Origin of the sequence: Streptomyces sp. CA-181903 (genome assembly GCF_050937075.1) — a bacterium.
Taxonomy (GTDB): domain Bacteria; phylum Actinomycetota; class Actinomycetes; order Streptomycetales; family Streptomycetaceae; genus Streptomyces.
This window is the reverse complement of sequence record NZ_JBNJLY010000001.1, coordinates 6489916-6516048: the sequence shown is the minus strand read 5'-3', so window position 1 is coordinate 6516048 and position 26133 is coordinate 6489916. Positions and strand designations below refer to the sequence as shown.

The window sequence follows — 26133 nt, the reverse complement described above, 5'->3', positions numbered from 1 at the left end:
AGCGAGCCGAGGGCACCGCGAGGAAGGCGAAGACGACCATTGGACGACCCCACCACCGTCGGCCGGACGGCCGGCACCACGGCCTCCGTCACCGCATGCGCCGCCGAACAGCTGGGACAGGTAGGCGAGTTGGTGAGCATACTCACCGACGACCAGTACCTCCACCGCCCGCGCGGCGCGAGCCCCATCGCCGGGCACGTCCGGCACTGCGTGGACCACTACACGGCCATCCTCGCGGGCGCCGGCAGCGGCACCGTCGACTACGACCGGCGCACGCGCGGCGGCCCGGTCGAGACGGACCGGGACGCGGCCCTGGCCCGGCTGGCGCACGTCCGGGGGCTGGTCGGAACCGTCGCGCCGGGTGATCTGAAGCGCCCGGTCGAGGTGGTGAGCGTGGTGGCGCCGGACGGCTCGGTGGCCCGGACGCCGTCCACGGTGGGCCGGGAGCTGGTGTTCGTCGCCCACCACGCCGTCCACCACCTCGCCGTGATGGTGCCCCTGGCCCGGGCGTTGGGCGTGGACGTCCCCGCCGAGTTCGGGTACGCGCCGGCGACGCTCGCCGCCGGGCGGCGGCCGGGGGCGGACGCCTGAGCGGATACGGTCGTGATGGGAGGCGCGCGGGTCCGCGCGCCCCCGCCCGTTCCCTCCCCCGGCCCGAGGAAAGCCCGCCCCATGCTCGTCGCCCGCTCCGCCGCCCTGTTCGTCGTCGCCGCCCTGTTCGAGATCGGGGGCGCCTGGCTGGTGTGGCAGGGGGTGCGCGAGCACCGCGGCTGGCTCTGGGCGGGCGCCGGAGCCGTCGCCCTGGGCGTCTACGGCTTCGTCGCCACCCTCCAGCCCGACGCGCACTTCGGCCGGATCCTCGCCGCGTACGGCGGGGTCTTCGTGGCCGGTTCGCTCGTCTGGGGCGCGGTGGCGGACGGCTACCGGCCCGACCGCTACGACGTGGCCGGCGCGCTGGTGTGCCTCGTCGGCATGGCCGTCATCATGTACGCGCCGCGCGGCCGGTGAACGGCTGCGGCCGGTCGACGGCTGCCCGTCCGGCCACCCCCGCCGGGCGGTGCGGGCGGCGCGAACGGCGCGAGGCGGCGCGGACGGCGCGGACGGCGCGCGAAGCGCCCGCCCTGGACGGAATGCCCCCGGGGTCAGCCGGCGAGCCGGTCCAGCGCCGCCCGGGTCGCGCCGCTGACGGGCGCGGGCCCGGCCGGGTCCAGCCAGGTCAGTTCGGCGATCTCGGCGTGCGGCTCCGGCGTGCCTCGGTGGTCGGCCGTGTAGCAGGCCATCCGGACCTCGGTACCGGCCGCCTTGCCGTGTGCCGCCGCCCGTACGGTGAACGCCGGGGCGACGGTCTCCGGCACGAGGTCGACGCCCAGTTCCTCGCGGATCTCCCGGACCAGCGCGTCGCGCTCGGTCTCTCCGGGTTCGGGCTTGCCGCCGGGCAGGTAGTACGCGTCCTTGCCGTGCGAACGGGCGACCAGGACCCGGCCGTCACCGTCCCGCAGGATCCACGCCACCTTCTCGACGATCTTCACCGCGTCGCTCACGCCACTCCTATATCGGTGCCGAAGAACCGGTCACCGAAGTCGCCGATGCCCGGGATCACGCAGGCGTTCCCGTTGAGCCGCCGCTCGACGGAGGAGGTCACGATCCGCACCCTCGGGTGACGCCGGCAGACCGCGTCGACGCCCTCGGGGCCGTGATGAGATCGACGAAGACGATGTGCTCCTCGGGGATGCCCTTCTCCGGCAGCAGCCGGATCACGGCCAGCACCGTACCACCGGCGATGATCATGGGCTCCGGCACCGCTACGAGGCGCGGTCTCACCTCTCGGAACCCACATGACTGGCCACCTGCGAGCCCCCTTGGGGGCAGAGAGCGAACCAGGCAATCCGGTTCGTGCGAACACGTTCGTTACGATCGGGTGATGAGTGCGAGAAGAGAGCCGATCAGCCGCCGGGAGCGTCCGGCGAAGCCCGCCCTGTCCCGGCGGTGGATTGTCGACACCGCCGTGCGGATCATGCGGGCGGAGGGGCTGGGGAAGGTCACGATGCGCCGCCTGGCGCAGGAGCTGGACACCGGCCCGGCGTCCCTGTACGTCTACCTCGCCAACACCGCCGAGCTGCACGCGGCCGTTCTGGATTCCCTGCTCGGCGAGGTCGACCTGACCGGGCGGGACGGAGGTGAGGGCTGGCGCGAGCGGCTGCGTGCCGTCATGGCTTCGTACACCCAGGTGCTGTTCGAGCACCCGCAGCTGGCGCGGGCCGCGCTCGTCGCCCGCCCGAGCGGCGAGAACTACCTGCGCCTGGTGGAGCGCATCCTCGAACTCCTGGCACAGAGCGGCGCGGGCCGCGAGCAGGTCGCCTGGGGGGTGGACAAACTGCTCCAGGACGCGACGGCCGCCGCCGCCGAGCACTCGACGCGTGAGCACGATCCCGCCTCCGAGGACGACTGGAACGCCACCGTGCGCGCACTGCACACCGTGGACGCCACCACGCATCCGGCGATCACCGCGCACATGCCCGCCCTGATCGGCGGCTCGGTGCCGGACAGGATCCGCTGGAGCTTCGACGTCCTCGTCAACGGCATCACGCACACGCCTGTTCCCGGCACAGAAGGCTGAGTTCCGGGCGGGCTCGCCCGCCCTGCCTGCGACTGCGGCTGCTTGGTTGAACGCAGTCTTCTCGACGACTACCGCTGACGCACATCCCGTACCGAACTTGTTCGCAACGAACATGTTCGGTACGGTCGTGTGTGTGACCTCGCCACAGCCTGCCGATCACGCGTACGCCGGCCTTCTCACGAGCTCGGCGGCGCCGGCGGGGCCGGCTCGGCGGACAGAGGCGTTCCCCTACTGCTTTCGGAGACCCCATGAGCACCAGCCATTCGCCGATCGCGATCGTCGGCGCGGGTCTTGGCGGCCTGACCGCCGCCCGTGTCCTGCACGTCAACGGCATCGAGTCGGCGGTCTTCGAGCTGGAGGCGTCGGCGGCGGTCCGTACGCAGGGCGGGATGCTCGACATCCACGAGGACAACGGGCAGAAAGCTCTGCGCGCCGCCGACCTCCACGACGACTTCCTGAAGATCGTCCATAAGGGTGGCCAGGCCATGCGCCTGCTCGGCCCGGACGGCACCGTGCACCTGGCCGAGGAGGACGACGGCGCCGGCGGCCGGCCGGAGGTGGACCGTGGCGACCTGCGGGACCTGCTGCTGGGCTCCCTGCCCGACGGCACGGTCCGCTGGGGACGGAAGGTCACCGGGGCCCGGGCGCTGGGCGACGGGCGCCACGAGGTGACGTTCGCCGACGGCTCGGCCATCACCACCGATCTCCTGATCGGCGCGGACGGCGCCTGGTCCCGGATCCGGCCGCTGGTCTCGGACGCCCGGCCCGCCTACACCGGCATCTCCTTCGTCGAGACCGACCTGTTCGACGCCGCCACCCGCCACCCGCGCGGCGCCGCGCTCGTCGGCGGTGGGTTCTTCATCGCTCTGGGGGACGAACGCGGTGTCCTCGCGCACCGGGAGAGCGATGGCAGTCTCCACGTCTACACGGCGCTCAAGGTCGACGAGGGCTGGCTGGACACGGTCGACTTCACCGACCACGCGGCCGCCAAGGCCGCGGTCCTCGCCCACTTCGAGGGCTGGGACGAGGGCCTGCGCGGCCTGGTCGCCGACGCGGAGACGATCGTCCCGCGCCGTATCCACGCCCTGCCTGTGGGGCACCGTTGGGACCGCGTCCCGGGCGTGACGCTGCTCGGCGACGCAGCTCACGTGATGTCCCCCTTCGCCGGGGAGGGCGCCAACCTCGCCATGTTCGACGGCGCCGAACTCGCCCTGGCCATCGCCGCACACCGCGGCGACACCGAAGCCGCCCTGGCCGCGTACGAGGAGGCCCTCTTCCCGCGCAGCGAGACGTCCGCCGCCGAGTCGGCCGCCAACCTGGACTCGATGTTCGACGCGCGGGGCCTGGAGCGGATGGTCGCGTTCTTCACCTCCGGCCCGGCAGCCCGGTAAGGGCCGCCCCGACGGCCACCGCTCCCCCAAGTCACCGACCCCACCTGCTCAGCCCATCCGGGAGGACCCCATGACGACGTCCCATCGGCGCACCATCCCGCTACGGCCCGGCCTGGACCTCGAAGTGCGCGAGGCCGGCACGGGCGGCAGCCCGGTCCTCGTCCTGCACGGCGGCCCCGGCCCGTCCGGCATCGCGCCCCTGATCGACCACCTCGCATCGGACCACACGGTGGTGGCGCCCACCCACCCGGGCTGGGACGCCACCCCGCGGCCCGGCGACCTGGACTCCGTGCCCGCACTCGCCGCCGCCTACCTGGACCTGCTCGGTCACCTCGGGCTGAACGACGTGACGGTGATCGGCACGTCCTTCGGCGGCTGGGTCGCCACCCAGACCGTCCTGGACGACCGCGAGGGCCGGATCTCCCGGCTCGTCCTCGTGGACGCCGTCGGCCCCGTCATACCCGGCCGGCAGATCACCATGCCCGCCGGCCCACCGGCTCCGGTGCCGCAGGGCGGACCGCCCGCACAGGCGATGGCCGCCATGCGCGCCTACGCCGGGCCGGCCATGGCAGACCCCGGCATGCTGCCCCGCCTTTCCACCGTCACCTGCCCGGTGCTGGTGCTCTGGGGCGCCGACGACGCGGTCGTCACCCCCGACTTCGGCCGCGCCTACGCCGCGGCGTTCCCCCACGCGCGATTCGAACTCATCCCCGGCGCAGGACACCTCCCCATCCGCGAGAAGCCCGAGACGGTCTTCGCCCGTCTCGACTCCTTCCTCACCCCCCGGGCCCGGGACACCGGCCGGTGAACCCCTGCCATCCGGTTCCCCGTCGCGGGCCGGCGTCGGCCCTGTCATGGGCCGACACCGACGGCTCGCCGGCGTCTCCGCGACCGTCACCTTGAACCTGCGCACCGACTTCGCCGACTTCGGCGCCACGTTCACCCCCGCGAACCACCAGGGCCCCGCTCTCACAGCGATGCTCGACCAGTTCCTGTCATGGAGCGACGCCCTCGCCCGGACCCGCGACGGCGCAGGCCCGTCAGCTTCCCTCCGCACGGCCTCGCCCTCGCCCTTCGCGCCGGCCCGGGCGCCCGGGCTCCGGCCCGCGTCACGCACCGGCGAAGAGCCGCGTTTCGCCGGCGAGCGGGGCCGCGATCCCGCCACGCGGCTCACGACACGTGTACTCCGTTCCCGGAGAGCCGCAGCACGGATGAAAGGCCGACCATGACCGACTATCGGATGGACCGGACACTCACCCTCGGGACGGTCACGCTGACCGTGGCCGATCTGGAACGCAGCGTGCGCTACTACACACACGTCGCGGGCTTCCGCCTCCTCGACCGCCGAACACGGCGAGCGCGACTGGGCGTGCGGGGACGGGTCCTGGTCGACCTGCGCGAGGTCGCCGGGGCTGCCGCGCCGCCGTCCTCCGGCCCCGGGCTCAGCCACTTCGCACCGCTCGTGCCCGCCAGGGCGGACGTGGCCCGCTTCGCGCGGCGGCACCTGGACGCGGGACTCGACGTCGACCCGCGCGACCACGTCGTGAGCCAGTCGTGCTACGTGACCGATCCCGACGGCCACACGATCGAGGTGACCTGGGCGTGTCCGCGGGAGCGATGGCAGTGGACCGACGAGGGCCTGCCCGTCGTGGTCTCCACACCGATCGCCGTGCAGGACCTTCTCGACGAGCCCGGCGCGAGCACGCCCGCACACCTGCCTGCGGGGACGCGTATGGGGCACGTCCAACTCAAGGCGACCGACGCCGCCCTCACCCGCACCCAGCCGTTCTACCGCGACCTGCTGGGCCTGGAGATCTACGCCCGCCTGGGAGACGGGTTCATCGGCGTCGGCGTGAGCGACCACCGCAGTCTCCTCGTCCTCACCGACCGGTTCAGCCCGCGAGGAGGCACGCCTGCGGGAACCGACACGACCCGCCTCACCCGCGTCGATTTGCTGCTCACCGCTCCGGCGGCGATCGAGGCACTGGCCGAACGCCTCACTGCCGCCGGCCACCCGCACCAGCACACAGCAACCGGCCTGACCACCCACGACCCCTCCGGGAACCCGTTGCGCTTCTCCGTACACGGCGCCGCGTAACCGGCACCGAGGACGGACGCGCAGCCCACACCCGCCGGGACCTGCTCCAGCGCCGTGGCCGGCACATGTACGGCCGCGCCGCGCACTACCGCCGGCCGGGCACGGACTCCGGCACCGGAGTCAAGGGGGCGACCGGCGTCCACGGTGGGATGTGCGGGGCGGCGGCGGTGGAAGCCGGAGGTTCGTCAGGGGGCTCCGCCGGTGCCCGTACCAGCCGATCTGACCGGGGCCCGGCCCAGTGCGGCAAAATGAGGAACGGACGCAACTCCAGCCCTGCGCCACTTACTTGGACCCCCAGTGCGCCGCATACTCGTGCATCCCTCGGGCGGCCATCACGCCCTCCGCCCCGGCCCGGTCACCCGAGCGGACGGCCCGGGCGAACTCTTCGCGCAGCCGACGGCACTCCGCACATCCGGCACGCTGTTCGCCGATGACCTTCACCTCATCCACCTGTGCACCTCCCCTGCCTGGTCATCCCGCCGGCGGCGGTTGACACCCGGGAGACAGCGGAGCGCGCTCCGGCCCCTCACCACTCTCACCACCGGCGCCCCTCCCGGTTCTGCTGGATCACCCGTGCGCGCAGACGGTCCATGGCGTTGGCCCGGCGGCATTTCACCGGGTGCCAGACGCGCCCGCCCTCCGGAGGGCGCAGGGTGATCCGGCCGGTGCCGGCGTCCCGGCCGACCACGACGCCGACCTGATCACGTTCGGTGTCCACGACCAGTTCGAGCGGCTGGGGGACCCAGGCGCCCACGGCGTCCTCCGCCCGCCCCTCCGGGCCTTCCACCGGCGCGTCGCCCTGCTGCCGCTCCCCTGCGCAGTGAACCTCATCCGGGAAGGGCAGGTGCGGGGCGACCGCGTCCACTCCCCCGTCCAAAGTTCGCTCGAACAGGCACAGTTGAATAAACGTCTCTTCGTCGCCCATGGCCTCGCCCACCCGCCGCCGGCCGGGGTCCCGCACCTGGGCATCCGCACGGTACGGCTGGTGCGTCCTCCGCGGATCGGACACAGGCGATCACTCCTCTCCGTAGCCTTTCCGCTACCGGGGAGGTTCAGGGTGGCCCCGCGTCTGGGTAGCCTTCAACCTGTAAGTGGCGAACGGAAGATTGGTGAATCCTTCTTGAACCGACGGGAGTTGAACCCCGACGCGTCACCCCAAGCCGCCTTCGGGGCGCGCCTGCGCAGCCTGCGGGAGTCGCGCGGGTGGCGACAGGAAGATCTGGCCGGCCGCACGGGATATTCCAGCGTGCATATTTCAGCGATCGAAACTGGTCGGAAGCCTCCGACTCTCCGGTTCTCGCGTAGCGCCGACCAGGCGTTCGGGACCGGCGGCACAGCAGACGCGTTCGAGCGGGAGTACCGCGAGATCAAGCACGGCGCGTTGCTGGAGGGGTTCCCGGAGTACGTGAAGTACGAGAGCCGCGCCGTGGAGATCCGGCTGTACGAGATCGGAATCATCCCCGGCTTGTTGCAGACTCCGGAGTACGCACGGGTGTTGGCCGACAGCGCCGTGCGTCGTGGCGCCATCACACCCGAACAGGCTGATCAGCGTGTTGCGTTCCTCGCGAAGCGACAGGCAACCTTGGCAGGACCTCATCCGCCCATGATGTTCGTGACTATGGATGAGAGCTGCATTCGTCGTACGGTCGGCGGTCCCGTCGTCATGCGCGCCCAGTTGGCGCGTCTGGTCGAGTTCGCCCAGTTGCCGAACACCCTGCTACAGGTGGCGCCGTACACCATAGGCGAGCGTCGAACGTTTGACCTGCCTGTCAATCTCTTGACCTTGCCGGACCGGTCCGTCGTCTGCTACGCCGAATCTCAGGCCCAGGGGAACTTGGACCGGGAGCTCACGTCCGTAGTGCCGATGTTGACGGCCTACCATCAGCTTCAGGCCGAATCGTTGTCTCAGGCGGCATCTGTGGCCATGATCGAGCAGGTACGAAAGGGCGCGTTGTGACGACCGATTCCCCCCGCTGGTTCAAGTCCTCCCACAGCAACAACGGTGGAAACTGCGTCGAGTGGGCTCCCGCGGTCGTTCCGTCCGGCGTCGTACCCCTCCGTGACAGCAAGCGCCCCACGGGCCCCGTGCTGAACATCCCCGCGGCAGCCTTCGCCGACCTGATATCCGCTGTCAAGAGCGGGGGCTTCGACGCCTAGCATTTCAGCAGCGTTCCGCCACCCTGCCTGGTCAAAGGGACCATCGGGAGTGTAGTGACCTGATCACCGGGAACTCGGCACTCTCTCAGCCCCGGCACCACCCCGGCATCACGGGCGGATCCAGCCGCCCCCAGGGAGGCGGTCGAGGTCGCAAGTGCTGGGCCCTCACACGTCACCGTCCGGGCCGAAGCGTACAGGCCTGAGCCTGCAGTGGCAGGGCCGGATCAGTCCCGGTCCTCCTGGAGCTTGAGCATCTCGAAGAAGCCGCCGGCTTGTTCGATCAGCTCGTCGTACGTGCCCATCTCGGTGATCCGGCCTTGGTCGAGGACGACGATCCGGTCGGCGAGGCGGGTATTGGCCAGGCGGTGGGTGATGAAGACCGTGGCCCGGCCCGTGGCTTCTCTGAACTACCTGAGCAACGAGACGCGGAGGCCGACTCGGCGCAACCCGCGCGCCCTCACATGGGGCGGATCACTGTGTTCATTACGCATCGCATGGCAAGTACGCGGATCGCTGACCGGATCATCGTGATGGACAAAGGGAAGATCGTAGAGGACGGAACTCACGAAGAGTTGATGCAGGCTGGCGGCATGTTTGCAGAGCTCTACAAGATTCAGATGGAGGGACCCCAAAGATGAATAGCTGAGGGTTTCCCCATAAATGATCTCCGGGCTGGTTTGGCGCACGCCGGTTGCGTAGAGTCGTTGCGTGCAGTGGCATCTGGTACTCGGCTTCGTGGCCGCAGTCACACCCCTGACATTGATTCCCGGCACTAGTTTCACGCTGGTCACGCAGCAGGTGATCGCGGGGTCGCGGTCCGACGGTATGCGCGCCGCATTTGGCTCGGCGTGCGGGCTCTTGGCCCACGCCACGTTTGCCGCGGTCGGCCTGTCTGCCCTCGTCATGTCGTCGGCTCGGGCGCTGACGGTGGTGAAGCTTCTGGGGGGCATCTATCTCATCTGGTTGGGCGTGACCACGTGGCGTTCCGTGCGTCGAGGCGTCGAACCCGCGACACGCAGACGATGGCGCCTGCCGTGGGCTCAACTCGGGGGCTTCGGTCAGGGGCTGTGGTCCAACGTCCTCAATCCGAAAGCTGCGTCGGTCTATCTCACCCTAGTACCACAGTTCCTGACCTCCAGTCGCCCCATCGCGCCACAGATCGCCACGCTTGCGATCGCACATGTAACCGTCGTGCTGGTGTGGCTGCTGTTCTGGACATCCGTGGTCGCCGCCGCACGCACGGCAATCGACACACCTCGATTCCGGCGCGGGGTGAGTCGTCTGGCAGGAGCCGTGCTGGTCGCCTTTGGGGTTCGAACGGTGACGGCGAGCTAGATTATGAGCTCCCCCGCCCAGTCACTTCGCGAAAACCAGGCATCCCGAGGTCAATGGAGCTTTGTCGCACTGCGGATGCGTCCAGCTGCTCGATCTTTTCCGTTGCCCCCGAAAGGCTGACGTGTAGTCCTTCCACCTCGCCAAGCCATCCTTCGCGTTCGGCTTCTTCGATACGCGCAAGCAGATTGTGGCGGATTTCGACCAGCCTTGCCCGCTGCTTGATGTCCGGCTGGAGCATTGGGCACCTCACACAGGCGTGCTCATGGATACAAGGGGTTCCGAACGCGCGGGCGCAGTTCCCGACGGATACCTTGCGCCTCTCGAAGTGCCCAAGGAACTCCTCCCATTCGCCGTCTGTGAGGGTCCGGTACTCATCGCCCGGGCGGGTGGCACGACGCCGCGCGATGAAGGCACGATGAGCTTCAATCGCCTCTTCCGGGTAAATAGCCTTGTAGCCCATGGTCGTTCCTATGTCCTGATGGCCGCACACCACTTGAGCAATGTGGGGTGGGAGTCCATTAAGGATCGCATCCGTGACGAAGAGCCGTCTGAAGTCGTGCGGCGTGAAGGTGAGCGGCCTTCCCTGAGCATCGGTGAGACCGCTCACCCGGAGAACGTCATTCACAAGTTCCCTGAGCGCACTCCTGCTTATCGCCTTGCTCTGTGACCCTCGCCGCCATTGGAAGAGGATTGGCATGGGGGAACTCCAAGTCTCCTCATGGATGTCGAAGGCGGAAACCAGAGGCAGGGCCTCGCGGCCTTCCCGGACACGGAAGATCAGCTCGGCTAGTACTTCGCCGAGTTCAGGAGAGACCAAGAGGAGCCGCTCCATGTCGGTCTTCGACGGCGCAACCTGGAGAAGTGGAACGACCTCACCCGTCGCGGGAAGGCGGTATGAGACGAAGCTGTGATGGGTTAGCTCCGTCAGCTCTTCGAAACGGATTCCCGTATGGCGAAGTACCTCGATGGCAGCCCATGCAAAGAACGCACGCTCTTCAGCAATCGTGAGATCGCGGCGGCGGCCTGAGATTTCCGACACGGCGAACACGTGCCCGCTGGATTTCTTCTTCACGCCCAGGACACGGAGAATCTCTCCGTCGATTGACACAAGGGTGCCTTCACCTCCTTCGCGAGCAAGTCGGAGTTGTTCCTGGGCTTCCTTCCTCCTGCGCTCAGCCGCGGATACCAGTGAAGGCAAGACGGGAAGTCGCTCCCTCGTTCGTTGATCCATTCTGGCCTTGCGTGCCTTGCGGCGCTTGCCGTAGCCAGCGAGATCGCTTTCACGGACGGGCGACGGGGTTACCCACAGCGCCCAGCGAGCCGGATCTTCAGCAGCCCACTGCGCCAGGTCCAGGTAGAAGGCTCGGACCGGTAGCAATACTTCATCAGTTGCTACGCGGTCGCGTATGGGGCGCCCATCCTTGTCCCAGATGCGCTGTATACGTTGCTTCCACGCCGTGGCATGCTCCGCAGACAGAGCAAGGGAATCGATTCCTGGATGGTGTGCCTCGATGTCCTTCCAGAAGGAGCTGCACAGTGTCCTAGCAAGAGACTTGAGGGAGGCGTAATCCAGGGCTGCCTGCCGCTCGCTGAGGTAGTCGACAAAGAGGTCTCGAATGGGACGGCACGCGATCTCGTACTGATCTACCAGCTCCGGGACGGTCAGCTGACCTCGAGTGCGGAAGTAGAAGAGTGTGTGGGGTGCACCTTCTGGAAACACCCCCAGGTCCCTCAAGATCTCGTAGAACAGCGTCCTGCCGGCGGTGCGCGCCTCAGATCTGCGCAACAGTTCATAGAGTTCTAGGCAATCCCCTACTGTGATGTCCCGAAGCCTTCCCCCTTTTCGAATGATGATCCACGTGAGGCGGGTCGTGGCGTATCTCCAGGACGCCTCTGATATGTGGGAAGAAGACGAGCAATGCTCGTCCACCTCTTCGAACCCTTCGGCATCCAGATGAATTCGGGCAAGCCTGAATAGGGCTCGCGGCTGCTGTCGCCGAAGCCAGTGATAGTCAGGGCGCAGTACGCCACCACAGACCATCACCAGCATCCCCCAAAGTAGGTCCGTTCGGTGCCTGCGTGAGGATCGTGGGCGCTGCAGTTGCCACCATTCGACTGCTTCATCGATCCACTGCTGTCCACGGGAATTTGAGCCGCTGGCTTCCCAGCGTTCCTGCCACGTGCTCCCCGGGAAAGACTCCAACCAGTCCAGCATCTTCAGCACTCCGCGCCTTCGACCATTGGCCATTCCTCGCGCGGACCCGCTCAGAGAAGGCTGGGTCAGATGGTCGATCACGTCATGGCGCGGGAGGGCCGTCTCCCGCCAGTCAGCCACGGTTGTCCTCTCAGCCCATCGAGGATCATTAACCATCTGCTTCTCGTTGGCGCCACGATCGCTCTCACTCGATGTGGCAGCCGAGTTCATGATGAGGGTATTAACGGGCATGCTGACGAACTCCAAGTAGCGTATCCAGAACCTCGGGACGATATCCCGGCCCGGGACGCGGCTCCACAGGCTTCTGCGGTTTCTCCGTCTGTCGTGCATGGTAAGCAATTACGTTCTCGATTACCTCACCCTTGTCGGGAGTCAGATATATCTGAGTTGTCGTCAAGCTCGCATGGCCGAGCACCCATTGCACATCCGTCAAGGAGAGTTCCGGATCGCGAGCCATCCGGTAGCTTGCCGTGTGGCGTAGATCGTGGAGCGTCCAATTTGAACCGAGCGCGTCATTGGCTCGATTGAACATCGCGCGTGCCGCATGGTAATTCAAGGGCCGCCATGGACGCCGCAAAGTCCACCAGAGCGGCTGATTGCGGCCTCGTGGCGCCCCCAGGCGCCAGGCCGCCTCCTGGTAGAGGCGAAGCCAAACGAAGGCGTCCGGTGAGGCGGGAAGCTGCTGATAGTCGCCGCTTCCCTTCCGGATCACCCCGATGAGTTGACGGCCTGGATCGGCGTCGCGCAGCTTGCTGGTCAGGAGTTCCTCAGATCGCGCCCCGGTGGATACCCAGAAAGCCAGCAGGGCCCGGTCGCGATGATGATTCAAGCTGGCAAAAAGGGCGTTGAACATCTCATCCGGGATCCTCCGAGGGATACGCTTGGGGACCCTTGGCCGGTAACGCCCCTGTCGCTCATTCCTGAAGCCGGCCATCGGGTTGTGATGAGCGTTTGCTCGTCCAGAGCGGCGAGACCGGTCCAGCGGAAAGGGATTCAGGACCGGCCCAGTGCCCGACTCCCGGTGGAACTCGTAGAAGTTCCTCAACACCGTCTCGCAGTGCGCACGGGTCGACGCCGAGTACTTGCGCCCCGGCGACGGCTTGCCAGTGACGGGATTCGGCGTGCCCGGTGTCGGTTTACGTGGCGAATTCTGTGCCGACGGCGCAGCGCCTTCCTGATCCCGGTACCGCCAATGAACCCGTACAGGCTTGTCGGCGATCTGCATCCAACGCGAGAAATCTCTTGCTTCACCCTGCGTAGCGCGGTCCCACGAAATTCCCAGTGCCCAAAGGAATCGATACCACCGCAACAGGTCCATGCCGTACGAGCGGATGGTCGAGGCCACGTTCCGCGCGGCCTGCAACTCGGCGAAGTACGCTGCGACCGGCTCCACGGCCGTGCCAGTTGCGTCCAGGAGCTGGTACGGCTCCCAGGGATCGTCGGTCTCGATCAGCCGGCCAACGTCGGGTACGACAAGGTCCGCAAGGTTCCGCGGAGAGCTTCCCTCAGTGATCATGCCGGGAAGCTAGCAGAAAGGTCCTCTGACCTGCGAAAACGTCATAGTTAGTTCAGTCAACGGGACGAGGGTCTTGAGGCGGGTGTAGATGCGGTGTTCGGCGCGGGCATCGAGCGCGGCGGTCGGCTCGTCCATCACGAGGACGGGGGCGTCGCGGTGGAAGGCGCGGGCGACGGCGATGCGCTGCCACTGTCCGCCGGAGAGGTCGTGTCCGCCCCACCAGGAGCGGGCCAGTGACGTGTCCAGGCCGTGGGGCAGGGCGGCGATGACGCTGTCGGCGCCGGCGGCCTCGGCGGCGGCGTGTACGGCGGTGTCGCCTTCGGGGCGGGGTTGGCCGAGGGTGATGTTTTCGCGGGCGGCCAGCGGCCAGCGGGTGTAGTCCTGCGGGACGAGCGCGACCTGGGCGAGAACGCTGTCCGGGTCGGCGTCCGCCAGATCGATGCCGTCCCACCGGACCGATCCGCTGGTGGGGAGGTAGAGGCCGGTCAGGATGCGGGCGAGGGTGCTTTTGCCGGCGCCGTTCTCACCGACCAGAGCGATGACTTCGCCGCGCTTGAGTTCCAGGTTGATACCGGCGAGGGCTGGGGTATCGGCGCCGGGGTAGGTGAAGCAGACACCCTCGGCCGTGATGACCTGCGGCCCGTCCTTCGCGACGGCGGCCGTGCCGCGGCGGGTCGTCCACGCCTTGGCCACCGTGAGGAACCGCGCCCAGTCGTCCAGGGACAGCGAGGTGCGGAACAGTCGGGCCCCGGCCCGCACCGTCGTGGTGAGCGCGGCCCCGGAGGTCCGCACCGCGAGGACCGCGGTGGACGCGACCGCGAGCTCCATGCGGCCGGTGGCCACCAGAGCCGCAAGCGCGCCCCAGGTGGCGGCGGTGCCCACGGCGGCGAGCGCGTCCCCGATCCCTTGGACCACCAAAGCCTGGTGAGTGGCTTTGAGTTGTTCGGCCTCCAGGCGGCCGGAGACGATCTGGTACTGGCGGATCAGGAAGTCGGCCATGGTGCCGGCGCGAACCTCGTCGGCGGTGCTGCGCTCGGTGGTGTAGGAGCGGAAGACGCTGCGCAGTCGGGAGTCGCCGAGGTTGCGGTGGTGGGCGGCGTGTTCGATCCGCGCCCCTCGTACGGCGCCCCAGGCGCACGGCACGACGGAGAGGAGCAGCAGGGGCAGCATCAGCGGGTGGAAGACGGTGACGACGGTCGCGGCGGCGGTCATCTGCGCGGCGGCGGAGGTCAGCAGTTGGGCGTCGAGGATGAGGTCGCCGGCCTTCTCCGCGTCGTCGGAGGCGGCGGCGTGGGCGTCTTCGAAGTCGGGGTCCTCGTAGGCGACCAGCTCGGCGGCGGTCGCCGCGGTGATGACTCTCAGGTCGGCTTCGCGTACGGCCTTCGGCGCGAGCCGGGCCGCGGCCGCGCGGGCGCCGGCGTCGCACAGGTAGCGGCCGCAGGCGGCGACGGTGAGGACGATCAGGGCGGTCAGGTTCTCGCGCAGCCCGGCGGCGATGTCAGCGCCGGTGAAGAGGGCGGCCAGCACGCGGGTGGTGGCCGCGAGCGCAGTTGCGGTGAGCGCGGCGGCGCCGACCTGACAGGCGAGCAGGACCAGGACGGCGCGGTGGTCGGTGCGCCAGCCGAGCCGGGCCGCCTCGGCAAGGGTGCGCGGGAGCCGACGGGCTATCGCGAGTGTGGACAGGGTGGCGCCGGCCTCGAAGTGCCGGTCGGAGGCCAGACGCATCACGGGTGGCTGGCCTGCGCCGGCGATGGGCGGCGAGGTAGGGGAAGAACTCACGAGCACCATCAGGGCGCCGGCCCCGCGGTCCGGGCAACGGGATTGTTCCGCACCACGTCCGTCGGCCCAGGTCTTTCGAACCGGACGTCGGCCCCGCCGCTCCACATCCACCCATTCGAGTGATGCCGTGATCTGGGGCGGCCAGGCGGCGACCGGCCCCGGACCACGGCAAGCCGGGCGCTTCCTACGGCACGGCGAGGACGGGCATCCACGGCCGGTCGACGGCGTCGCCGGCGTCCCGGCCGACCGCGCCGCCGGGGACCTCGGCCCAGGCGTGCGCGGCGTCGGGGAGGAAGCGGGCACCGAGCACCCACCGGGCCTGATGGCCGGTGAGGGCGGTCGCGAGGACGGTGGCGAGACTGGTCTCCATGCAGGCGATCCGGCCCGGCCACCAGGAAGGCATCACCGACAGCACCGCCGAGTAGAGGGCTTCGAGGCGGTCACGACGCGCGAAGGGCAGGCCGCGCGACAACCGCACGGCGGTGATCTGCCGGCGCAGCGGCCACCGGCTCATCGCCAGGGACAGAGCGAGCGCGGCGGCTGCCACCAGCCGGTCGCCGGCCGGGGTGGTGGGCCGGGCGGTGGGGACCATGACCGTCATCGCCACCACCGCCTGCGCCGGGCCGGGCGGGTGGTCTCGATGAGGACCCCGGCGGCCAGGAGCCCGCTCACGAACACGGCGATCTGCTCCGCGACCGCCAACGGGTCCTGCCCTGCAGGGACGGCGATCTCGTCGGCGAGCCCGGCCGTGTCGCCGCGGACGGTGACGGCGTGCCAGATCTTCGCGGCGTCCGCATCGAGCATGAGCCACCTCCCGCGCCGGACGTCGAGGACCGCCGTGCCGTGCGGGCCGGCGGCGTGGTGGACGTGGGGTGCGGGGGTCAGCACGCCGTCACCTCCCTGCCGGCCGTCTGGCCGGTGAGCCACCAGCACGTCACGATCAGCTGGTGCAGGTCGGCGATCACCCTGGCGCTCTGGCCCCTGGCCGCCTGCGCGAGCGCCGCGCGGACCGCAGCGGGGTCGATGAGTCCGCCGGCCGCGAGCGGACTCGTCGCGATCAGCTCCTCCAGCAGATCCCGGTGGCGGGCGAGTCCGGCGATGCGCTGGGCGGTGAACGACCCCTTGGAGCGGCGAGAGGTCAGCCAGCCGGGCAGCTGGGGCAGTGCGGCCCGCAGCAGCGGCTTGTACGTCACCAGCCCGCGCCGGGCGAGCGCGGGGACGGCGAACGCGGCCCGGACGACCTCGTTGTCCAGGTAGGGGTAGACCGGCTGCACGCCGAGGGCGTCAGCGTACGGGGCCCAGCCGCGGGCGGAGGCACCGACCGAGCGCAGGGCGGCCCACTGGTCGAAGGTGTCCGCTTCCTGCGGCTGCCGGTCGCCGGCGGCCTGCCGCAGCAGCGCGGCCACTTGGTGTCGCCCCTCGGCCGTGAGCCAGGACGCACCCGCGCCCAGGTGGCACCACGACCAGCCGCCCATGGCGGCTCCGGGGAGGACGGGCCCGTGTTCCAGGGCCGCGGCGGCGCGTTCGAGGGTGCCGGCCCGGCCGAGGGCGGCGGCCTGCTTGAGGGCTTTCCAGTAGGGGCCGGGGGCGGTGTTGCGCAGCCGGGCGAACGCGACGACCTGGCGGTGGGCCTCGCGGCGGCGGCCGTCTTGGAGGAGGCGGACCCAGCAGGCCGCCGAAGAGTCGAGCACGACGTCCCCGCCGTGGCCGGTCAAGTGCAACCCCAGCCCTCGGACGGGGTACAGGTAGGCGCTGTCCATCGCGTACATCGCCGCCTCCAGCACCGGCTCGGTCCCGGTCGGTTGCCCGGTGCGAAAGCCGAACGGCAGCTGCGCGTCGCCTCCGGCGGCGACCGTGTGCCGGACGCCGGTGTGCTCGGCGACACGGACGGCGAAGGCCATGTCCTCCCCGCTGGTATAGCCGTCGGTGTACGTCACCGCATGCACGGCCCCGGCCCCGGCGTCGGCGGCGAGCACGAGGGCCGTGGAGGAGTCCAGCCCGCCGGACAGGTCCGCCCCCGCCACTTCGTCGGCGGCGCGGATGCGGTGCCGGACGGCAGTGGTGAGCGCGCGGCCGAACCGCTCGGCGCCGTCGCGCAGTTCCTCCACTGGCTCGATGTCCCCGAGGTCGACGAGCTGCGGCGGCGCCCCGGAGACGAGCAGCAGCCCGAACCCGCCGGGCACCTGCCGGACCTGCTCGTAGGGGCTGCGGTGCGGCCACTGATCGCCCGCCGCGAGCCGGGCCGTCAGCACGAGCGGGTCCGGCACCAGCGGTCGCCCGAGCAGGCCCGGCTCGCCGGCCCACGCCGTCCTGTGCTCGCCGGGCGTGTAGTAGACGGTGCGGATCCCGGCGAGGTCGCCGCACACGAACTGCTGCCGCCCGCCGGTCGCGATCACCCAGTACGAGCCCGGCCACCGCGTCAGCTTCGCCCACCGCCCCGCCCGCACGGCCGGCAACGCGGCGCTCAACTCCTGCTGGCCGGCCGGGCAGTCGCCCACGACCGCGACCGCGGCCACACCGTCACCGGCCGCGCGCACCCGCGCGGCCGGGGCCCGGCACACATCGGCGAGCCCTTCGATCCCCGTTCCGTTCACGGCGGCGGTGCCGCCGGTGATCCACTCCCGAGTCACCTGTTCGCCTCCCCTGCTGGACGCGCCCGGGGGCCGACCGCCATGCGGCCGGCCCCCGGGGTGATGCGGTGCTGCCCGAAACCCTTCAGTTCTCGAAGTAGTTCGACTTGTCCGCGTCGTTCGCGTTCTGGCGGCCCAGGGTCAGGGCCGTCACCGGGTGGGTGCTGACCTGCGGGGTGAAGCCGCCGTTGCTCGGCACCGCAGCGGCGTCCTCGACGGCGTGCTGGGTGGTGACGATGCTCTGCTCGGCCATGATCGGCCTCCCGTGTCTCGATGGATGCTCAGGTGGTGCTGCCTCTATGTCACCGCGACCGGAGGCCCGTTCCCAGAGACGAAGGTGGGGACTTACTGGGAGTGGATCTGGGAGGAAGGTGGGACGCGATTGGGACGTCAGCCTGCGAGGAGATCGAGGACGGCCCGCTGGTAGACGGCATACACCGTGGGGAGTTCGGCGAGGTGAGCGCGTTCGTCGATGCCGTGCAGCCCTTCGTAGGGCACCCCGAAGCCGGCCGTGGCCGCGATGCCTTCCCCGGCGAGGAGGTTGCCGATGTTCGAGGGGCCCGCGGTCTTCGTCCGCACGGTGAGCCCGGCCGCGGCGGCGGCGTGGAGGAGAGCGGCGGCGGGCTGTTCGTCCTCGGCGAGGCGGAACGGTGGCCACGCGGCGACCGGCGTCACCTCGGTCGGCGCCGGGCCGGGCAGCTCGGCGTCGAGCTCGGCGACGGCCTTGCGGACGAGCATCTCGGCGTCGTGCGCGTCGAAGCCGGGGGTGGTGCGGACGTCGACGTTGATGTCGACTCGGTCGGGGGTGACGGAGAAGCCCTCGCCGCCGTGGAAGGCGGTCACCGACACCTTCGGCGGCAGCGGAAACCTCGAGCCGCCATCCCCGCCCGGCAGTTCGGCGCCGTCCAGAAGGCGTACGAGGTGGGCGGCGCGGGAGATCGCGCCGACCACGCTCTTGCGGGAGCCGGAGTGCCCGGACGGGGCGTGCACGGTGATCACGGCCCGCCACAGGCCCCGGCCCCGACCACGATCTCTTCCATGCCCGGGTAGCCGATCATCACCCCGGCGGGGCGGGCCGCGTGCGGGTCGGCGAGGTAGGCGCGGGCGCCACCGAAGCCGCCGGTGTGCTCATCCACGTCCAACAGCACGGCGAGCCCGCCGGCGAGGTCGGCGGCCCGGGGGCGAGGTCGGCGGCGATGTGGCAGAACATCGCGGCGGCGAGCTTGGAGTCCGCCGCGCCCCGGCCGCGCAGCCAGCCGTCCACGACATCACCGCAGGCCGGCGGGAACGACCACGCCGTCTCGTCGCCGTAGGGGGCGGTGTCCACGCACGCGTCCAGCGTCCACCACGATCCGGGCCGCCCGCCGCCAATCTCCACCAGCAGCCCCACGACGTCGCCCGCCGCATCATGCAGACGACGGTGCGGCAGGCGCCGGGCGGCGAGCCAGCCCTCCAGCACCGCCAGTACCGGCCCGTAGACGTCGATCCCCGCCCGGCTCGGACGACGGATCAACTCCTGGGCGAGTTCGACAACGGATGCCGTGCGGGCCTGGGCTGCCTGCGCCACGTTCCCGGTCATGTTTCTCCCGCCCCTAGTCCTGCCATACCGGCAGCGCGCGGACGGCGTCGGCCGTCTCCACCGGCCGCGCCGACGCGCACGCCTCCCGCCCATGGTGAACCAACCCCACCGCCGCCTCGCGACCGAGCAGGACACCGCAGTCGAAGCCCTCCGCCCCGTGGAACGACGGCAGCGGCACCACCGCTCGGAGGCGACGAAGAACCGTTCCGGCGCCGCGGCTTGCTCCACCATGCCGATGTGCAGCGTCTTGATGCCGTGGCGACGCGCGGACGGATCGCGCAGCTCCAGCAGCCGCAACAGGTGGTCGGTCAGCGCCCGGTGCCGCGGAGGGCGTACAGCACGCGGTAGTGGACCAGCTCCGGCTGCTGGGCCACGGCCGTCTCGATCGCCGCCAGATACGCCTTTTCCCGCGAGCGGGACCCGGTGACGACCAACTGCTCGCGCGCTTCGGCGACGACCTCGACCATCGCCTCGACGAGGTCGGTCCAGCGGGTGAGGATCTTGACCACCACGGCCGTGCCCGAGGCCTCCAACACGCTGGTGGCCACCCCGTCCTGGTGAGCGAACAACACCTCCGGACGCTCGCGATACAGCTGACACAGACCCGCGCGGTTCCGCTTGCCCGTACGGCGCCGGCCCGACTCCCACGCACTCACCAGACTCGCGTCCGCCGCCCCGCCCGTGATCGCATTCAAGGCGTCAGCCGCCTCCTCCAACGTCATGTTCCGCCCGAGCCGCGCCCGCTTGAGCGTCGAATCCTCGCTACCGGATGAGGCCATGACGACCGCCCCCCTCCTGCCCTCCGACACAACGCAGCCTTCCCGCCTACAGACGGTTTCGATCCGGCCGACACGTCGCGGCCGTCGGCTACGACGCCGGCTCCGGCCGGCTCACCGTGCGCCCGGACTCGGCGGCCTGGGCCACGAAGACACGCCTGGAGCAGGCCCGCATTGTCAAGGCCACCAACGCCTCGGTCGGCCGGGCCGTCGTCCGGGCGCTGCGCATCCTGCCGCACGGCATGCCCCGGTCGGCAGCCTCAGTTGCGGCCACCGCCGTCGATCAGACCACTACGCTCCCGACGATCCCTTTGACCAGGCAGGATGGCGAAACGCTGCTGGAGTAGCGCTGGCCCGGCAAGCGGCACGAAGCCGCCCACCGGGCCGGGGTACAAGCGACAGCGATCAGCCGAGCAGCGAAAGCGCCTGGTTGAACGTCGCGGACGGCCGCATCACGGCGGCGGCCTTCTCGGCGTCGGGCTGGTAGTAGCCACCGATCTCGACAGGCTTGCCCTGCACGGCGGCGAGCTCCTCGACGATCGTCGACTCCGCCTCGGTCAGCGTCTTGGCGAGCCTGGCGAACGCGCCGGCCAGCTCCGCGTCGTCCGTCTGGGCGGCGAGCTCACGCGCCCAGTACATGGCGAGGTAGAAGTGGCTGCCGCGGTTGTCGATGCCGCCGAGGCGACGGCTCGGGGACTTGTCCTCCTCGAGGAAGGTCGCGGTGGCGCGGTCGAGCGTGTCGGCGAGGATCTGCGCGCGGGCGTTGCCGGTGGTCTTCGCATAGTGCTCGAAGGAGGGCACGAGGGCGAAGAACTCGCCGAGCGAGTCCCAGCGCAGGTAGTTCTCCTTGACGAGCTGCTGCACGTGCTTGGGCGCGGAGCCGCCGGCGCCGGTCTCGAAGAGGCCGCCGCCGTTCATCAGCGGGACGACCGACAGCATCTTGGCGCTGGTGCCCAGCTCCAGGATGGGGAAGAGGTCGGTGAGGTAGTCGCGCAGCACGTTGCCGGTGACGGAGATGGTGTTCTCGCCGCGGCGGATGCGCTCCAGGGAGAGCTTGGTGGCCTCGACGGGGCGAGGATGCGGATGTCCAGGCCCTCGGTGTCGTGCTCGGGCAGGTACGCCTTGACCTTCTCGATGAGCTGGGCGTCGTGGGCGCGGTTCTCGTCGAGCCAGAAGACGGCCGGGTCGCCGGTCGCGCGGGCGCGGGTGACGGCCAGCTTGACCCAGTCCTTGATGGGGGCGTCCTTGGTCTGGCACATGCGGAAGATGTCGCCGGCGCCGACGGCCTGCTCCAGGACGACGTTCCCGGCGGCGTCGAGGACGCGCACGGTGCCGGTGACGGGGACCTCAAAGGTCTTGTCGTGGCTGCCGTACTCCTCGGCCTTCTGCGCCATCAGGCCGACGTTGGGGACGGAGCCCATGGTCGACGGGTCGAACGCGCCGTGGGCGCGGCAGTCCTCGATGACGGCCTGGTAGACGCCGGCGTAGCTGCTGTCCGGGAGGACGGCGAGGGTGTCGGCCTCCTGGCCGTCCGGGCCCCACATGTGGCCGGAGGTGCGGATCATGGCCGGCATGGAGGCGTCGACGATGACGTCGCTGGGGACGTGCAGGTTGGTGATGCCGCGGTCGGAGTCGACCATCGCGAGGGCCGGGCCCTCGGCGAGCTCGGCGTCGAAGGACTCCTTGATCTTGGCGCCCTCGGGCAGCGCCTCCAGGCCCTTGTAGATGCCGCCGAGGCCGTCGTTGGGGGACAGGCCGGCGGCGGCCAGCGCCTCGCCGTGCTCGGCGAAGGTCTTCGGGAAGAAGGCGCGGACGACGTGGCCGAAGACGATGGGGTCGGAGACCTTCATCATGGTGGCCTTGAGGTGCACGGAGAACAGCACGCCCTCGGCCTTGGCGCGGGCGACCTGCGCGGTGAGGAACTCGCGGAGCGCGGCCACGCGCATCACGGACGCGTCGACGACCTCGCCGGCGAGCACCGGCACCGACTCGCGGAGGACGGTGGTGGTGCCGTCGTCGCCGGAGAGCTCGATGCGGAGGGTGCCGTCCTCGGTGATGACGGCGGACTTCTCGGTGGACCGGAAGTCGTCGACGCCCATGGTGGCGACGTTCGTCTTGGAGTCGGAGCTCCAGGCGCCCATGCGGTGCGGGTGGGTCTTGGCGTAGTTCTTGACCGACGCGGGGGCGCGGCGGTCGGAGTTGCCCTCGCGCAGGACCGGGTTGACGGCGCTGCCCTTGACCTTGTCGTAGCGGGCGCGGATCTCGCGCTCCTCGTCGGTCTTCGGGTCGTCCGGGTAGTCCGGCAGGGTGTAGCCCTGCTCCTGGAGCTCGGCGACGGCGGCCTTGAGCTGCGGGATGGACGCCGAGATGTTCGGCAGCTTGATGATGTTGGCGCCGGGCGTCTTGGCCAGCGCGCCGAGCTCGGCGAGGGCGTCGGGGATGCGCCGGCTCTCGTCCAGGTACTCGGGGAAGCTGGCGATGATGCGGCCGGCCAGGGAGATGTCGCGGCTCTCCACGGTGACGCCGGCCGTCGAGGCGTACGCCTTGACCACGGGCAGGAACGAGTGCGTCGCCAGCGCCGGCGCCTCGTCGGTGTGTGTATAGATGATGGTCGAGTCAGTCACCGGGTGCTCCGCTCCACGTTTGCAACATTGCTCGACATCAAGATATCCCGAACGGGCCGCCTCGCTCACAGGGCCCTGCCCCTCCGATTACGTCACAGGACCCGCCGCTCCGGGCGAGGAACGGCGGGTCCTGTGACGTGGGCGGACGGACGGGCGTCAGGAGACGGCCGCCGCCGACGGCTCGGGGACGGGCGTGGCCTCGGAGGTGTCGCGTCCGTCCTCTCCGAGTACGGGGTCGGGGCCGGGCAGTCCGTCCTGGTGGGCGCGGACGCCGGCGCGGACGGCCCAGAAGTAGAAGCCGAGGGCGGAGACGCCGACCAGCGCGGTGTCGAGGCCGCCGGGGATCACCCCGTGGCCGCCGAACTCGGGGCTGCCGAGCGCGGAGATCAGGCCGGTCCAGAGCAGGAAGGCGGCCATCCACCAGGCGGGGGCGAACTGCTTGGCCAGGTTCCGCTCGCCCTTGCGGCGCAGCACGACCGCGGCGATGGGCAGCGAGACCAGGGTGAGCAGGGCGACCTTGCCGGTGTTGGGCCACTTGGACCAGTACAGGGCGCAGGCGGCGAACGCGAACGTCAGCGGGCACAGCACGGCGGCGGCGGGCAGCCGGAACGGGCGCGGCAGTTCGGGCTTGGTCTTCCGGAAGACGCCGACGGCGATCGGGCCCATCAGGTACGAGACGACCATCGCGGCGGAGACGACGCTGGCCAGGGCCTCCCAGCTGTGCCCGATGGTGAGCAGCAGGAGGACGGAGAAGGCCAGGTTGAGCCACATGGCGGGGCGGGCGACGCCGTACCGCGGGTGCACCTCGGCGATCTTCTTGGGGAAGAAGCCGGTCTCGGCGAGGTTCTGCGCCAGGTACGCGGACGAGGCGACGTTGCCGATGTTGGCGCCGGACGGCGAGATGAACGCGCCGAACTGGAGCAGGGTGACGACCCAGTGCAGCATCAGCAGCTTGGCGAGGTCGGCGAAGGGCGAGGCGAAGTTCACGCCGTGCCAGCCGCCGGCCTCCGCGAGCCGCTCCGGCGGGACCGAGCCGAGGAAGGCGACCTGGAGGGCCAGGTAGATGACCAGGCCGAGGGAGAGCGCGCCGACGAGGGCGAGCGGGATGGCCCGGCCCGGGTTCTTGGCGTTGCCGCCGAGGTTGACGACGGCCTGGAAGCCGTTGAAGGCGAAGACGACGCCGGAGGCGGAGACGGCGGTGAGCACCGCGGACCAGCCGTTGGGGGCGAAGCCGCCGTGGGCCGTGAAGTTGCCGGTGTGGAAGCCGGAGGCGATGAGCGCGGCGATCGCGATGATCGGGATGGCGAACTTCACCAGCGTCAGCAGGTTGTTCGCGCGGGCCAGCAGGGCGACGGACCAGTAGCAGGCCAGCCACAGGGCGACCGTCAGGAGCAGGGCCATGCCGATGCCGGTGGTCGACAGGTGGCCGTCCGTGACCAGGCCGCGGGCCCAGCCGAAGTTCCAGGACGCCATGTACTGGGTGCCGGCGATGGACTCGATCGGGATCAGCGAGGCCGTCGCGATCCACACCGCCCAGCCGGTGACGAAGCCGAGCACCGGGCCGTGCGAGATGGAACCGAACCGGGCCATGGCGCCGGGCAGCGGGTAGGCCGCGCCGACCTCGGCGTACGACATCGCGATCATGCCGATGAAGATCGCGCCGATGACCCAGGCGACCAGCGCGGCGGGCCCGGCGACCTGAGCCGCCTGGCCGGCGCCGAAGAGCCAGCCGGAGCCGAAGATGGACCCCAGGCCGATCATGATCAGGGCGAAGAGGCTGAGGCCCTTCCGATTGGCCGCGCTCACATCCACGTGATGTTCTTCCGTTCTGCCGGTGCCGCCAGGGCGTGGCCTGGGACGGCCGGGACTTTCCGCGCTTTCCCCGCTTCTCAGGCTGTTCGCGGGGTCTTCGAAGCCGCGACGGCCCCCGGGAGCGGACACACGGATGTGGCGGCGAGACGGCCGAGGACGTACAGAGCGACGTCGGACATAGTACGACAACCCGTTGAAACGGCTGTCACGGATGTCACTGGGCTCCCGGTGAGACGGCCGGCCAGGTCTCGGCATGGCCTTCGGTACGCCATTCGGTACGGCCTTCGATACGACCTTCGGTGTCACCGCTGATCAGCCCGCGTCCGTCAGCCGCCCACCGCTCCCCTCCCGACTGCCTCCCGACTGCCTTCCGCCGGCTGCCCACCGCTCCCCTCCCGACCGGCTCCCGGCCGCCCGGCTCACGGGCCCTCCCCCTCCGGGCCCTCCCGCTCCGGGCGCGACGGCTCCGGACGCGACCGCTCCGGCCCCGGCGGCTCCCCGCCCTCCGGGTCGGCGCCGGGCAGCAGCAGGATCCCCCAGGTGACGAGCGCCACCCCGACGCCCTCCGGCACGAGCCACCACCCCGTCCGCACCCGCTCGCCGTAGACGACGCTCCCCAGCGCCAGGCTGACCAGCGCCTCGCCCAGCGTGAGCGCGGGCTGGGAGGCCACCAGCGGCCCGGACTCCATGGCGTTGGCCAGCAGGAACAGGGCGCAGGCACCGGCGGCCACGAAGGCGTACGTCTGCCAGGTGGTGAAGAAGGCCCGGGCGCCGTGGTCGTCGAAGGCGCCGGTGGCCGCCTTCATGAGGGTGGCGGTCAGGGCGTACGCGATCGCCGACGCCGAGGCGAACAGCGCGGCGCGCGCCGGGCCGCGCGGCCGGGTCAGGGCCGTCGCCGCGCAGAGCGCCGCGGCCGCCCCCGCGCCGGCGAGGGTGCCGGCCCACCGGGCGCCGGGGGCCGTGTCGCCGCCCCCGCCCGGGGCCGCCGCGGCCAGCCCCAGCCCGAGCCCGGCCGCGACCATCAGCGACGCCGCCCACCCCGCGGCCGGCAGCCGCCGCCGGGCGAAGGCGCAGGCGATGAGCAGGGTGAAGGGAAGCTCGGTGACCAGGATGGGCTGGACCAGCGACAGCGAGCCCAGGGTCAGGGCCAGCGCCTGACAGGCCGCCGCGCCGACGATCACGGCGATGCCGCCCAGCCACGCCGGGCTTCGCACCAGGTGCCGCACCAACCGCACGCTGAACGCGTCCCCCTCGGGTACGGTCCGCGCGGCGATCCGCTGGAGCACCGTCCCGAGGGCGTTGCCTCCGGCCGCGAGCAACGCGACCAGCGCGGGAACCAGGCCACCCATGACTCCGCACCTCCCGTCCCCGCCGTCGGACCTCTCAGGTGTCAGCGGCGCCGGCCCGATCCCGGCAGCGGGGCCGTCCACGGACGCCCGTCACCCGTCCGCCACCCGCCCGGCGACGGACGGCGACGCCCGGCGACGGAAGCGACGGGTGACGACACCGGTGACAGCGGCGCCTGTGCGACGGCTTCTGCCCCGGGCAGGGCTGCTACACGGGCGCCGCGCGGGGACGGCCACACCGGCGGCGGGCGATCACCG

At 70.6% G+C, this 26133-nt stretch carries 26 protein-coding genes and 3 pseudogenes; 11 read left to right on the top strand and 18 right to left on the bottom strand.

All coding sequences use genetic code 11. The annotated features are described in order from the left end of the window. Positions 1-39: 39 nt before the first annotated feature. Together ACQEVS_RS28950 and ACQEVS_RS28945 are read left to right on the top strand one after the other, a co-directional pair. Complete coding sequence (locus ACQEVS_RS28950) at positions 40-591, top strand: DinB family protein (RefSeq protein WP_433025221.1); 552 nt, start codon at positions 40-42, stop codon at positions 589-591. A gap of 81 nt (positions 592-672) precedes the next feature. Continuing rightward, positions 673-1008, top strand: a complete 336-nt coding sequence (locus ACQEVS_RS28945; protein ID WP_433025218.1) for a YnfA family protein — start codon at positions 673-675, stop codon at positions 1006-1008. A 134-nt stretch (positions 1009-1142) separates the two neighbouring features. On the opposite strand, the gene ACQEVS_RS28940 is transcribed toward ACQEVS_RS28945, so the two are convergent. After that, a complete protein-coding gene (locus ACQEVS_RS28940) occupies positions 1143-1541 on the bottom strand; it encodes an NUDIX hydrolase (RefSeq protein ID WP_433025215.1) in 399 nt (132 codons plus the stop codon). Next, positions 1538-1788, bottom strand: a pseudogene (locus tag ACQEVS_RS28935) (uracil phosphoribosyltransferase). The gene ACQEVS_RS28940 and the pseudogene ACQEVS_RS28935 overlap by 4 nt, the downstream one beginning before the upstream one ends. 133 nt (positions 1789-1921) lie before the next feature. On the opposite strand from ACQEVS_RS28935, the gene ACQEVS_RS28930 reads away from it, so the two are divergent. From ACQEVS_RS28930 to ACQEVS_RS28915, 4 genes are all read left to right on the top strand, one after another. After that, the gene (locus ACQEVS_RS28930; protein ID WP_433025212.1) at positions 1922-2617 is read left to right on the top strand and encodes a TetR/AcrR family transcriptional regulator; all 696 of its coding nucleotides are present in this window, start codon (positions 1922-1924) and stop codon (positions 2615-2617) included. A gap of 248 nt (positions 2618-2865) precedes the next feature. After that, positions 2866-4008 carry an FAD-dependent oxidoreductase gene (locus tag ACQEVS_RS28925; protein WP_433025209.1) on the top strand — a complete coding sequence of 381 codons (1143 nt, stop codon included), beginning with the start codon at positions 2866-2868 and terminating at the stop codon, positions 4006-4008. A gap of 70 nt (positions 4009-4078) precedes the next feature. Next, on the top strand, positions 4079-4816 hold the full coding sequence (locus tag ACQEVS_RS28920) for an alpha/beta fold hydrolase (RefSeq protein WP_433025206.1): 738 nt from the start codon (positions 4079-4081) through the stop codon (positions 4814-4816). A gap of 417 nt (positions 4817-5233) precedes the next feature. Beyond that, the gene (locus ACQEVS_RS28915; protein WP_433025203.1) at positions 5234-6106 is read left to right on the top strand and encodes a VOC family protein; all 873 of its coding nucleotides are present in this window, start codon (positions 5234-5236) and stop codon (positions 6104-6106) included. A gap of 282 nt (positions 6107-6388) precedes the next feature. Here ACQEVS_RS28915 and ACQEVS_RS28910 read toward each other — a convergent pair whose 3' ends face one another. Both ACQEVS_RS28910 and ACQEVS_RS28905 read right to left on the bottom strand, forming a co-directional pair. Continuing rightward, positions 6389-6556, bottom strand: a complete 168-nt coding sequence (locus tag ACQEVS_RS28910; RefSeq protein ID WP_433025200.1) for a hypothetical protein — start codon at positions 6554-6556, stop codon at positions 6389-6391. A gap of 85 nt (positions 6557-6641) precedes the next feature. Further along, entirely contained in the window at positions 6642-7115 is a 474-nt protein-coding gene (locus ACQEVS_RS28905; protein WP_433025197.1) for a hypothetical protein, read from the bottom strand. A gap of 111 nt (positions 7116-7226) precedes the next feature. Here ACQEVS_RS28905 and ACQEVS_RS28900 point away from each other — a divergent pair, with 111 nt between their 5' ends. From ACQEVS_RS28900 to ACQEVS_RS28885, 4 genes are all read left to right on the top strand, one after another. Next, entirely contained in the window at positions 7227-8063 is an 837-nt protein-coding gene (locus ACQEVS_RS28900) for a helix-turn-helix domain-containing protein (RefSeq protein WP_433027985.1), read from the top strand. Further along, entirely contained in the window at positions 8060-8263 is a 204-nt protein-coding gene (locus ACQEVS_RS28895; RefSeq protein ID WP_433025194.1) for a DUF397 domain-containing protein, read from the top strand. Before ACQEVS_RS28900 ends, ACQEVS_RS28895 begins: the two co-directional genes overlap by 4 nt. A gap of 272 nt (positions 8264-8535) precedes the next feature. Continuing rightward, on the top strand, positions 8536-8901 hold the full coding sequence (locus tag ACQEVS_RS28890; RefSeq protein ID WP_433025191.1) for a hypothetical protein: 366 nt from the start codon (positions 8536-8538) through the stop codon (positions 8899-8901). 70 nt (positions 8902-8971) lie between these two features. Then, positions 8972-9598 carry a LysE family translocator gene (locus ACQEVS_RS28885; protein WP_433025188.1) on the top strand — a complete coding sequence of 209 codons (627 nt, stop codon included), beginning with the start codon at positions 8972-8974 and terminating at the stop codon, positions 9596-9598. A gap of 1 nt (position 9599) precedes the next feature. On the opposite strand, the gene ACQEVS_RS28880 is transcribed toward ACQEVS_RS28885, so the two are convergent. The 11 genes from ACQEVS_RS28880 to ACQEVS_RS28830 all read right to left on the bottom strand — a co-directional run bounded on the left by ACQEVS_RS28880 (position 9600) and on the right by ACQEVS_RS28830 (position 19889). After that, complete coding sequence (locus tag ACQEVS_RS28880; protein ID WP_433018180.1) at positions 9600-11648, bottom strand: tyrosine-type recombinase/integrase; 2049 nt, start codon at positions 11646-11648, stop codon at positions 9600-9602. A gap of 385 nt (positions 11649-12033) precedes the next feature. Continuing rightward, positions 12034-13329: a tyrosine-type recombinase/integrase gene (locus ACQEVS_RS28875; RefSeq protein ID WP_433018182.1), complete on the bottom strand. Its 1296-nt coding sequence runs from the start codon at positions 13327-13329 to the stop codon at positions 12034-12036. Positions 13330-13338: 9 nt separating this feature from the next. After that, positions 13339-15054, bottom strand: coding sequence for an ATP-binding cassette domain-containing protein (locus ACQEVS_RS28870; RefSeq protein WP_433025185.1), 1716 nt, complete (start codon positions 15052-15054; stop codon positions 13339-13341). A 238-nt stretch (positions 15055-15292) separates the two neighbouring features. After that, on the bottom strand, positions 15293-15709 hold the full coding sequence (locus ACQEVS_RS28865) for a lasso peptide biosynthesis B2 protein (protein WP_433025181.1): 417 nt from the start codon (positions 15707-15709) through the stop codon (positions 15293-15295). Next, positions 15706-15996, bottom strand: a complete 291-nt coding sequence (locus ACQEVS_RS28860; protein ID WP_433025178.1) for a hypothetical protein — start codon at positions 15994-15996, stop codon at positions 15706-15708. The genes ACQEVS_RS28865 and ACQEVS_RS28860 overlap by 4 nt, the downstream gene beginning before the upstream one ends. After that, on the bottom strand, positions 15990-17738 hold the full coding sequence (locus ACQEVS_RS28855) for an asparagine synthase-related protein (RefSeq protein WP_433025175.1): 1749 nt from the start codon (positions 17736-17738) through the stop codon (positions 15990-15992). Before ACQEVS_RS28855 ends, ACQEVS_RS28860 begins: the two co-directional genes overlap by 7 nt. Positions 17739-17823: 85 nt before the next feature. Further along, positions 17824-17991, bottom strand: a complete 168-nt coding sequence (locus ACQEVS_RS28850) for a hypothetical protein (RefSeq protein WP_433025172.1) — start codon at positions 17989-17991, stop codon at positions 17824-17826. A 137-nt stretch (positions 17992-18128) separates the two neighbouring features. Then, positions 18129-18737, bottom strand: coding sequence for a peptidase dimerization domain-containing protein (locus tag ACQEVS_RS28845; protein WP_433025169.1), 609 nt, complete (start codon positions 18735-18737; stop codon positions 18129-18131). Positions 18738-18795: 58 nt separating this feature from the next. Further along, a complete protein-coding gene (locus ACQEVS_RS28840; RefSeq protein WP_433025166.1) occupies positions 18796-19317 on the bottom strand; it encodes a hypothetical protein in 522 nt (173 codons plus the stop codon). 13 nt (positions 19318-19330) lie between these two features. Then, the gene (locus ACQEVS_RS28835; protein WP_433025163.1) at positions 19331-19498 is read right to left on the bottom strand and encodes a hypothetical protein; all 168 of its coding nucleotides are present in this window, start codon (positions 19496-19498) and stop codon (positions 19331-19333) included. A gap of 127 nt (positions 19499-19625) precedes the next feature. Continuing rightward, a complete protein-coding gene (locus tag ACQEVS_RS28830; protein WP_433025160.1) occupies positions 19626-19889 on the bottom strand; it encodes a hypothetical protein in 264 nt (87 codons plus the stop codon). A gap of 290 nt (positions 19890-20179) precedes the next feature. On the opposite strand from ACQEVS_RS28830, the pseudogene ACQEVS_RS28825 reads away from it, so the two are divergent. Continuing rightward, a pseudogene (locus ACQEVS_RS28825) lies at positions 20180-20440 on the top strand (DciA family protein); the annotation flags it as partial. Positions 20441-20498: 58 nt separating this feature from the next. Here the strand turns inward: ACQEVS_RS28825 and ACQEVS_RS28820 are convergent. From ACQEVS_RS28820 to ACQEVS_RS28810, 3 genes and pseudogenes are all read right to left on the bottom strand, one after another. After that, positions 20499-22717 (bottom strand): annotated as a pseudogene (locus ACQEVS_RS28820) (NADP-dependent isocitrate dehydrogenase). A 156-nt stretch (positions 22718-22873) separates the two neighbouring features. After that, positions 22874-24529 carry an APC family permease gene (locus ACQEVS_RS28815; RefSeq protein WP_433025157.1) on the bottom strand — a complete coding sequence of 552 codons (1656 nt, stop codon included), beginning with the start codon at positions 24527-24529 and terminating at the stop codon, positions 22874-22876. 419 nt (positions 24530-24948) lie between these two features. Next, complete coding sequence (locus tag ACQEVS_RS28810) at positions 24949-25878, bottom strand: DMT family transporter (RefSeq protein ID WP_433025154.1); 930 nt, start codon at positions 25876-25878, stop codon at positions 24949-24951. Positions 25879-26133: the final 255 nt, after the last annotated feature.

Coding starts and splice junctions, on each gene's coding strand:
- ACQEVS_RS28945 (WP_433025218.1), top strand. CDS start 673: ATGCTCGTCGCCCGCTCCGCCGCCCTGTTCGTCGTCGCCGCCCTGTTC.
- ACQEVS_RS28930 (WP_433025212.1), top strand. CDS start 1,922: ATGAGTGCGAGAAGAGAGCCGATCAGCCGCCGGGAGCGTCCGGCGAAG.
- ACQEVS_RS28925 (WP_433025209.1), top strand. CDS start 2,866: ATGAGCACCAGCCATTCGCCGATCGCGATCGTCGGCGCGGGTCTTGGC.
- ACQEVS_RS28920 (WP_433025206.1), top strand. CDS start 4,079: ATGACGACGTCCCATCGGCGCACCATCCCGCTACGGCCCGGCCTGGAC.
- ACQEVS_RS28915 (WP_433025203.1), top strand. CDS start 5,234: ATGACCGACTATCGGATGGACCGGACACTCACCCTCGGGACGGTCACG.
- ACQEVS_RS28880 (WP_433018180.1), bottom strand. CDS start 11,648: ATGCTGGTGATGGTCTGTGGTGGCGTACTGCGCCCTGACTATCACTGG.
- ACQEVS_RS28875 (WP_433018182.1), bottom strand. CDS start 13,329: ATGATCACTGAGGGAAGCTCTCCGCGGAACCTTGCGGACCTTGTCGTA.
- ACQEVS_RS28870 (WP_433025185.1), bottom strand. CDS start 15,054: ATGCGTCTGGCCTCCGACCGGCACTTCGAGGCCGGCGCCACCCTGTCC.
- ACQEVS_RS28865 (WP_433025181.1), bottom strand. CDS start 15,709: ATGACGGTCATGGTCCCCACCGCCCGGCCCACCACCCCGGCCGGCGAC.
- ACQEVS_RS28850 (WP_433025172.1), bottom strand. CDS start 17,991: ATGGCCGAGCAGAGCATCGTCACCACCCAGCACGCCGTCGAGGACGCC.
- ACQEVS_RS28840 (WP_433025166.1), bottom strand. CDS start 19,317: ATGACCGGGAACGTGGCGCAGGCAGCCCAGGCCCGCACGGCATCCGTT.
- ACQEVS_RS28810 (WP_433025154.1), bottom strand. CDS start 25,878: ATGGGTGGCCTGGTTCCCGCGCTGGTCGCGTTGCTCGCGGCCGGAGGC.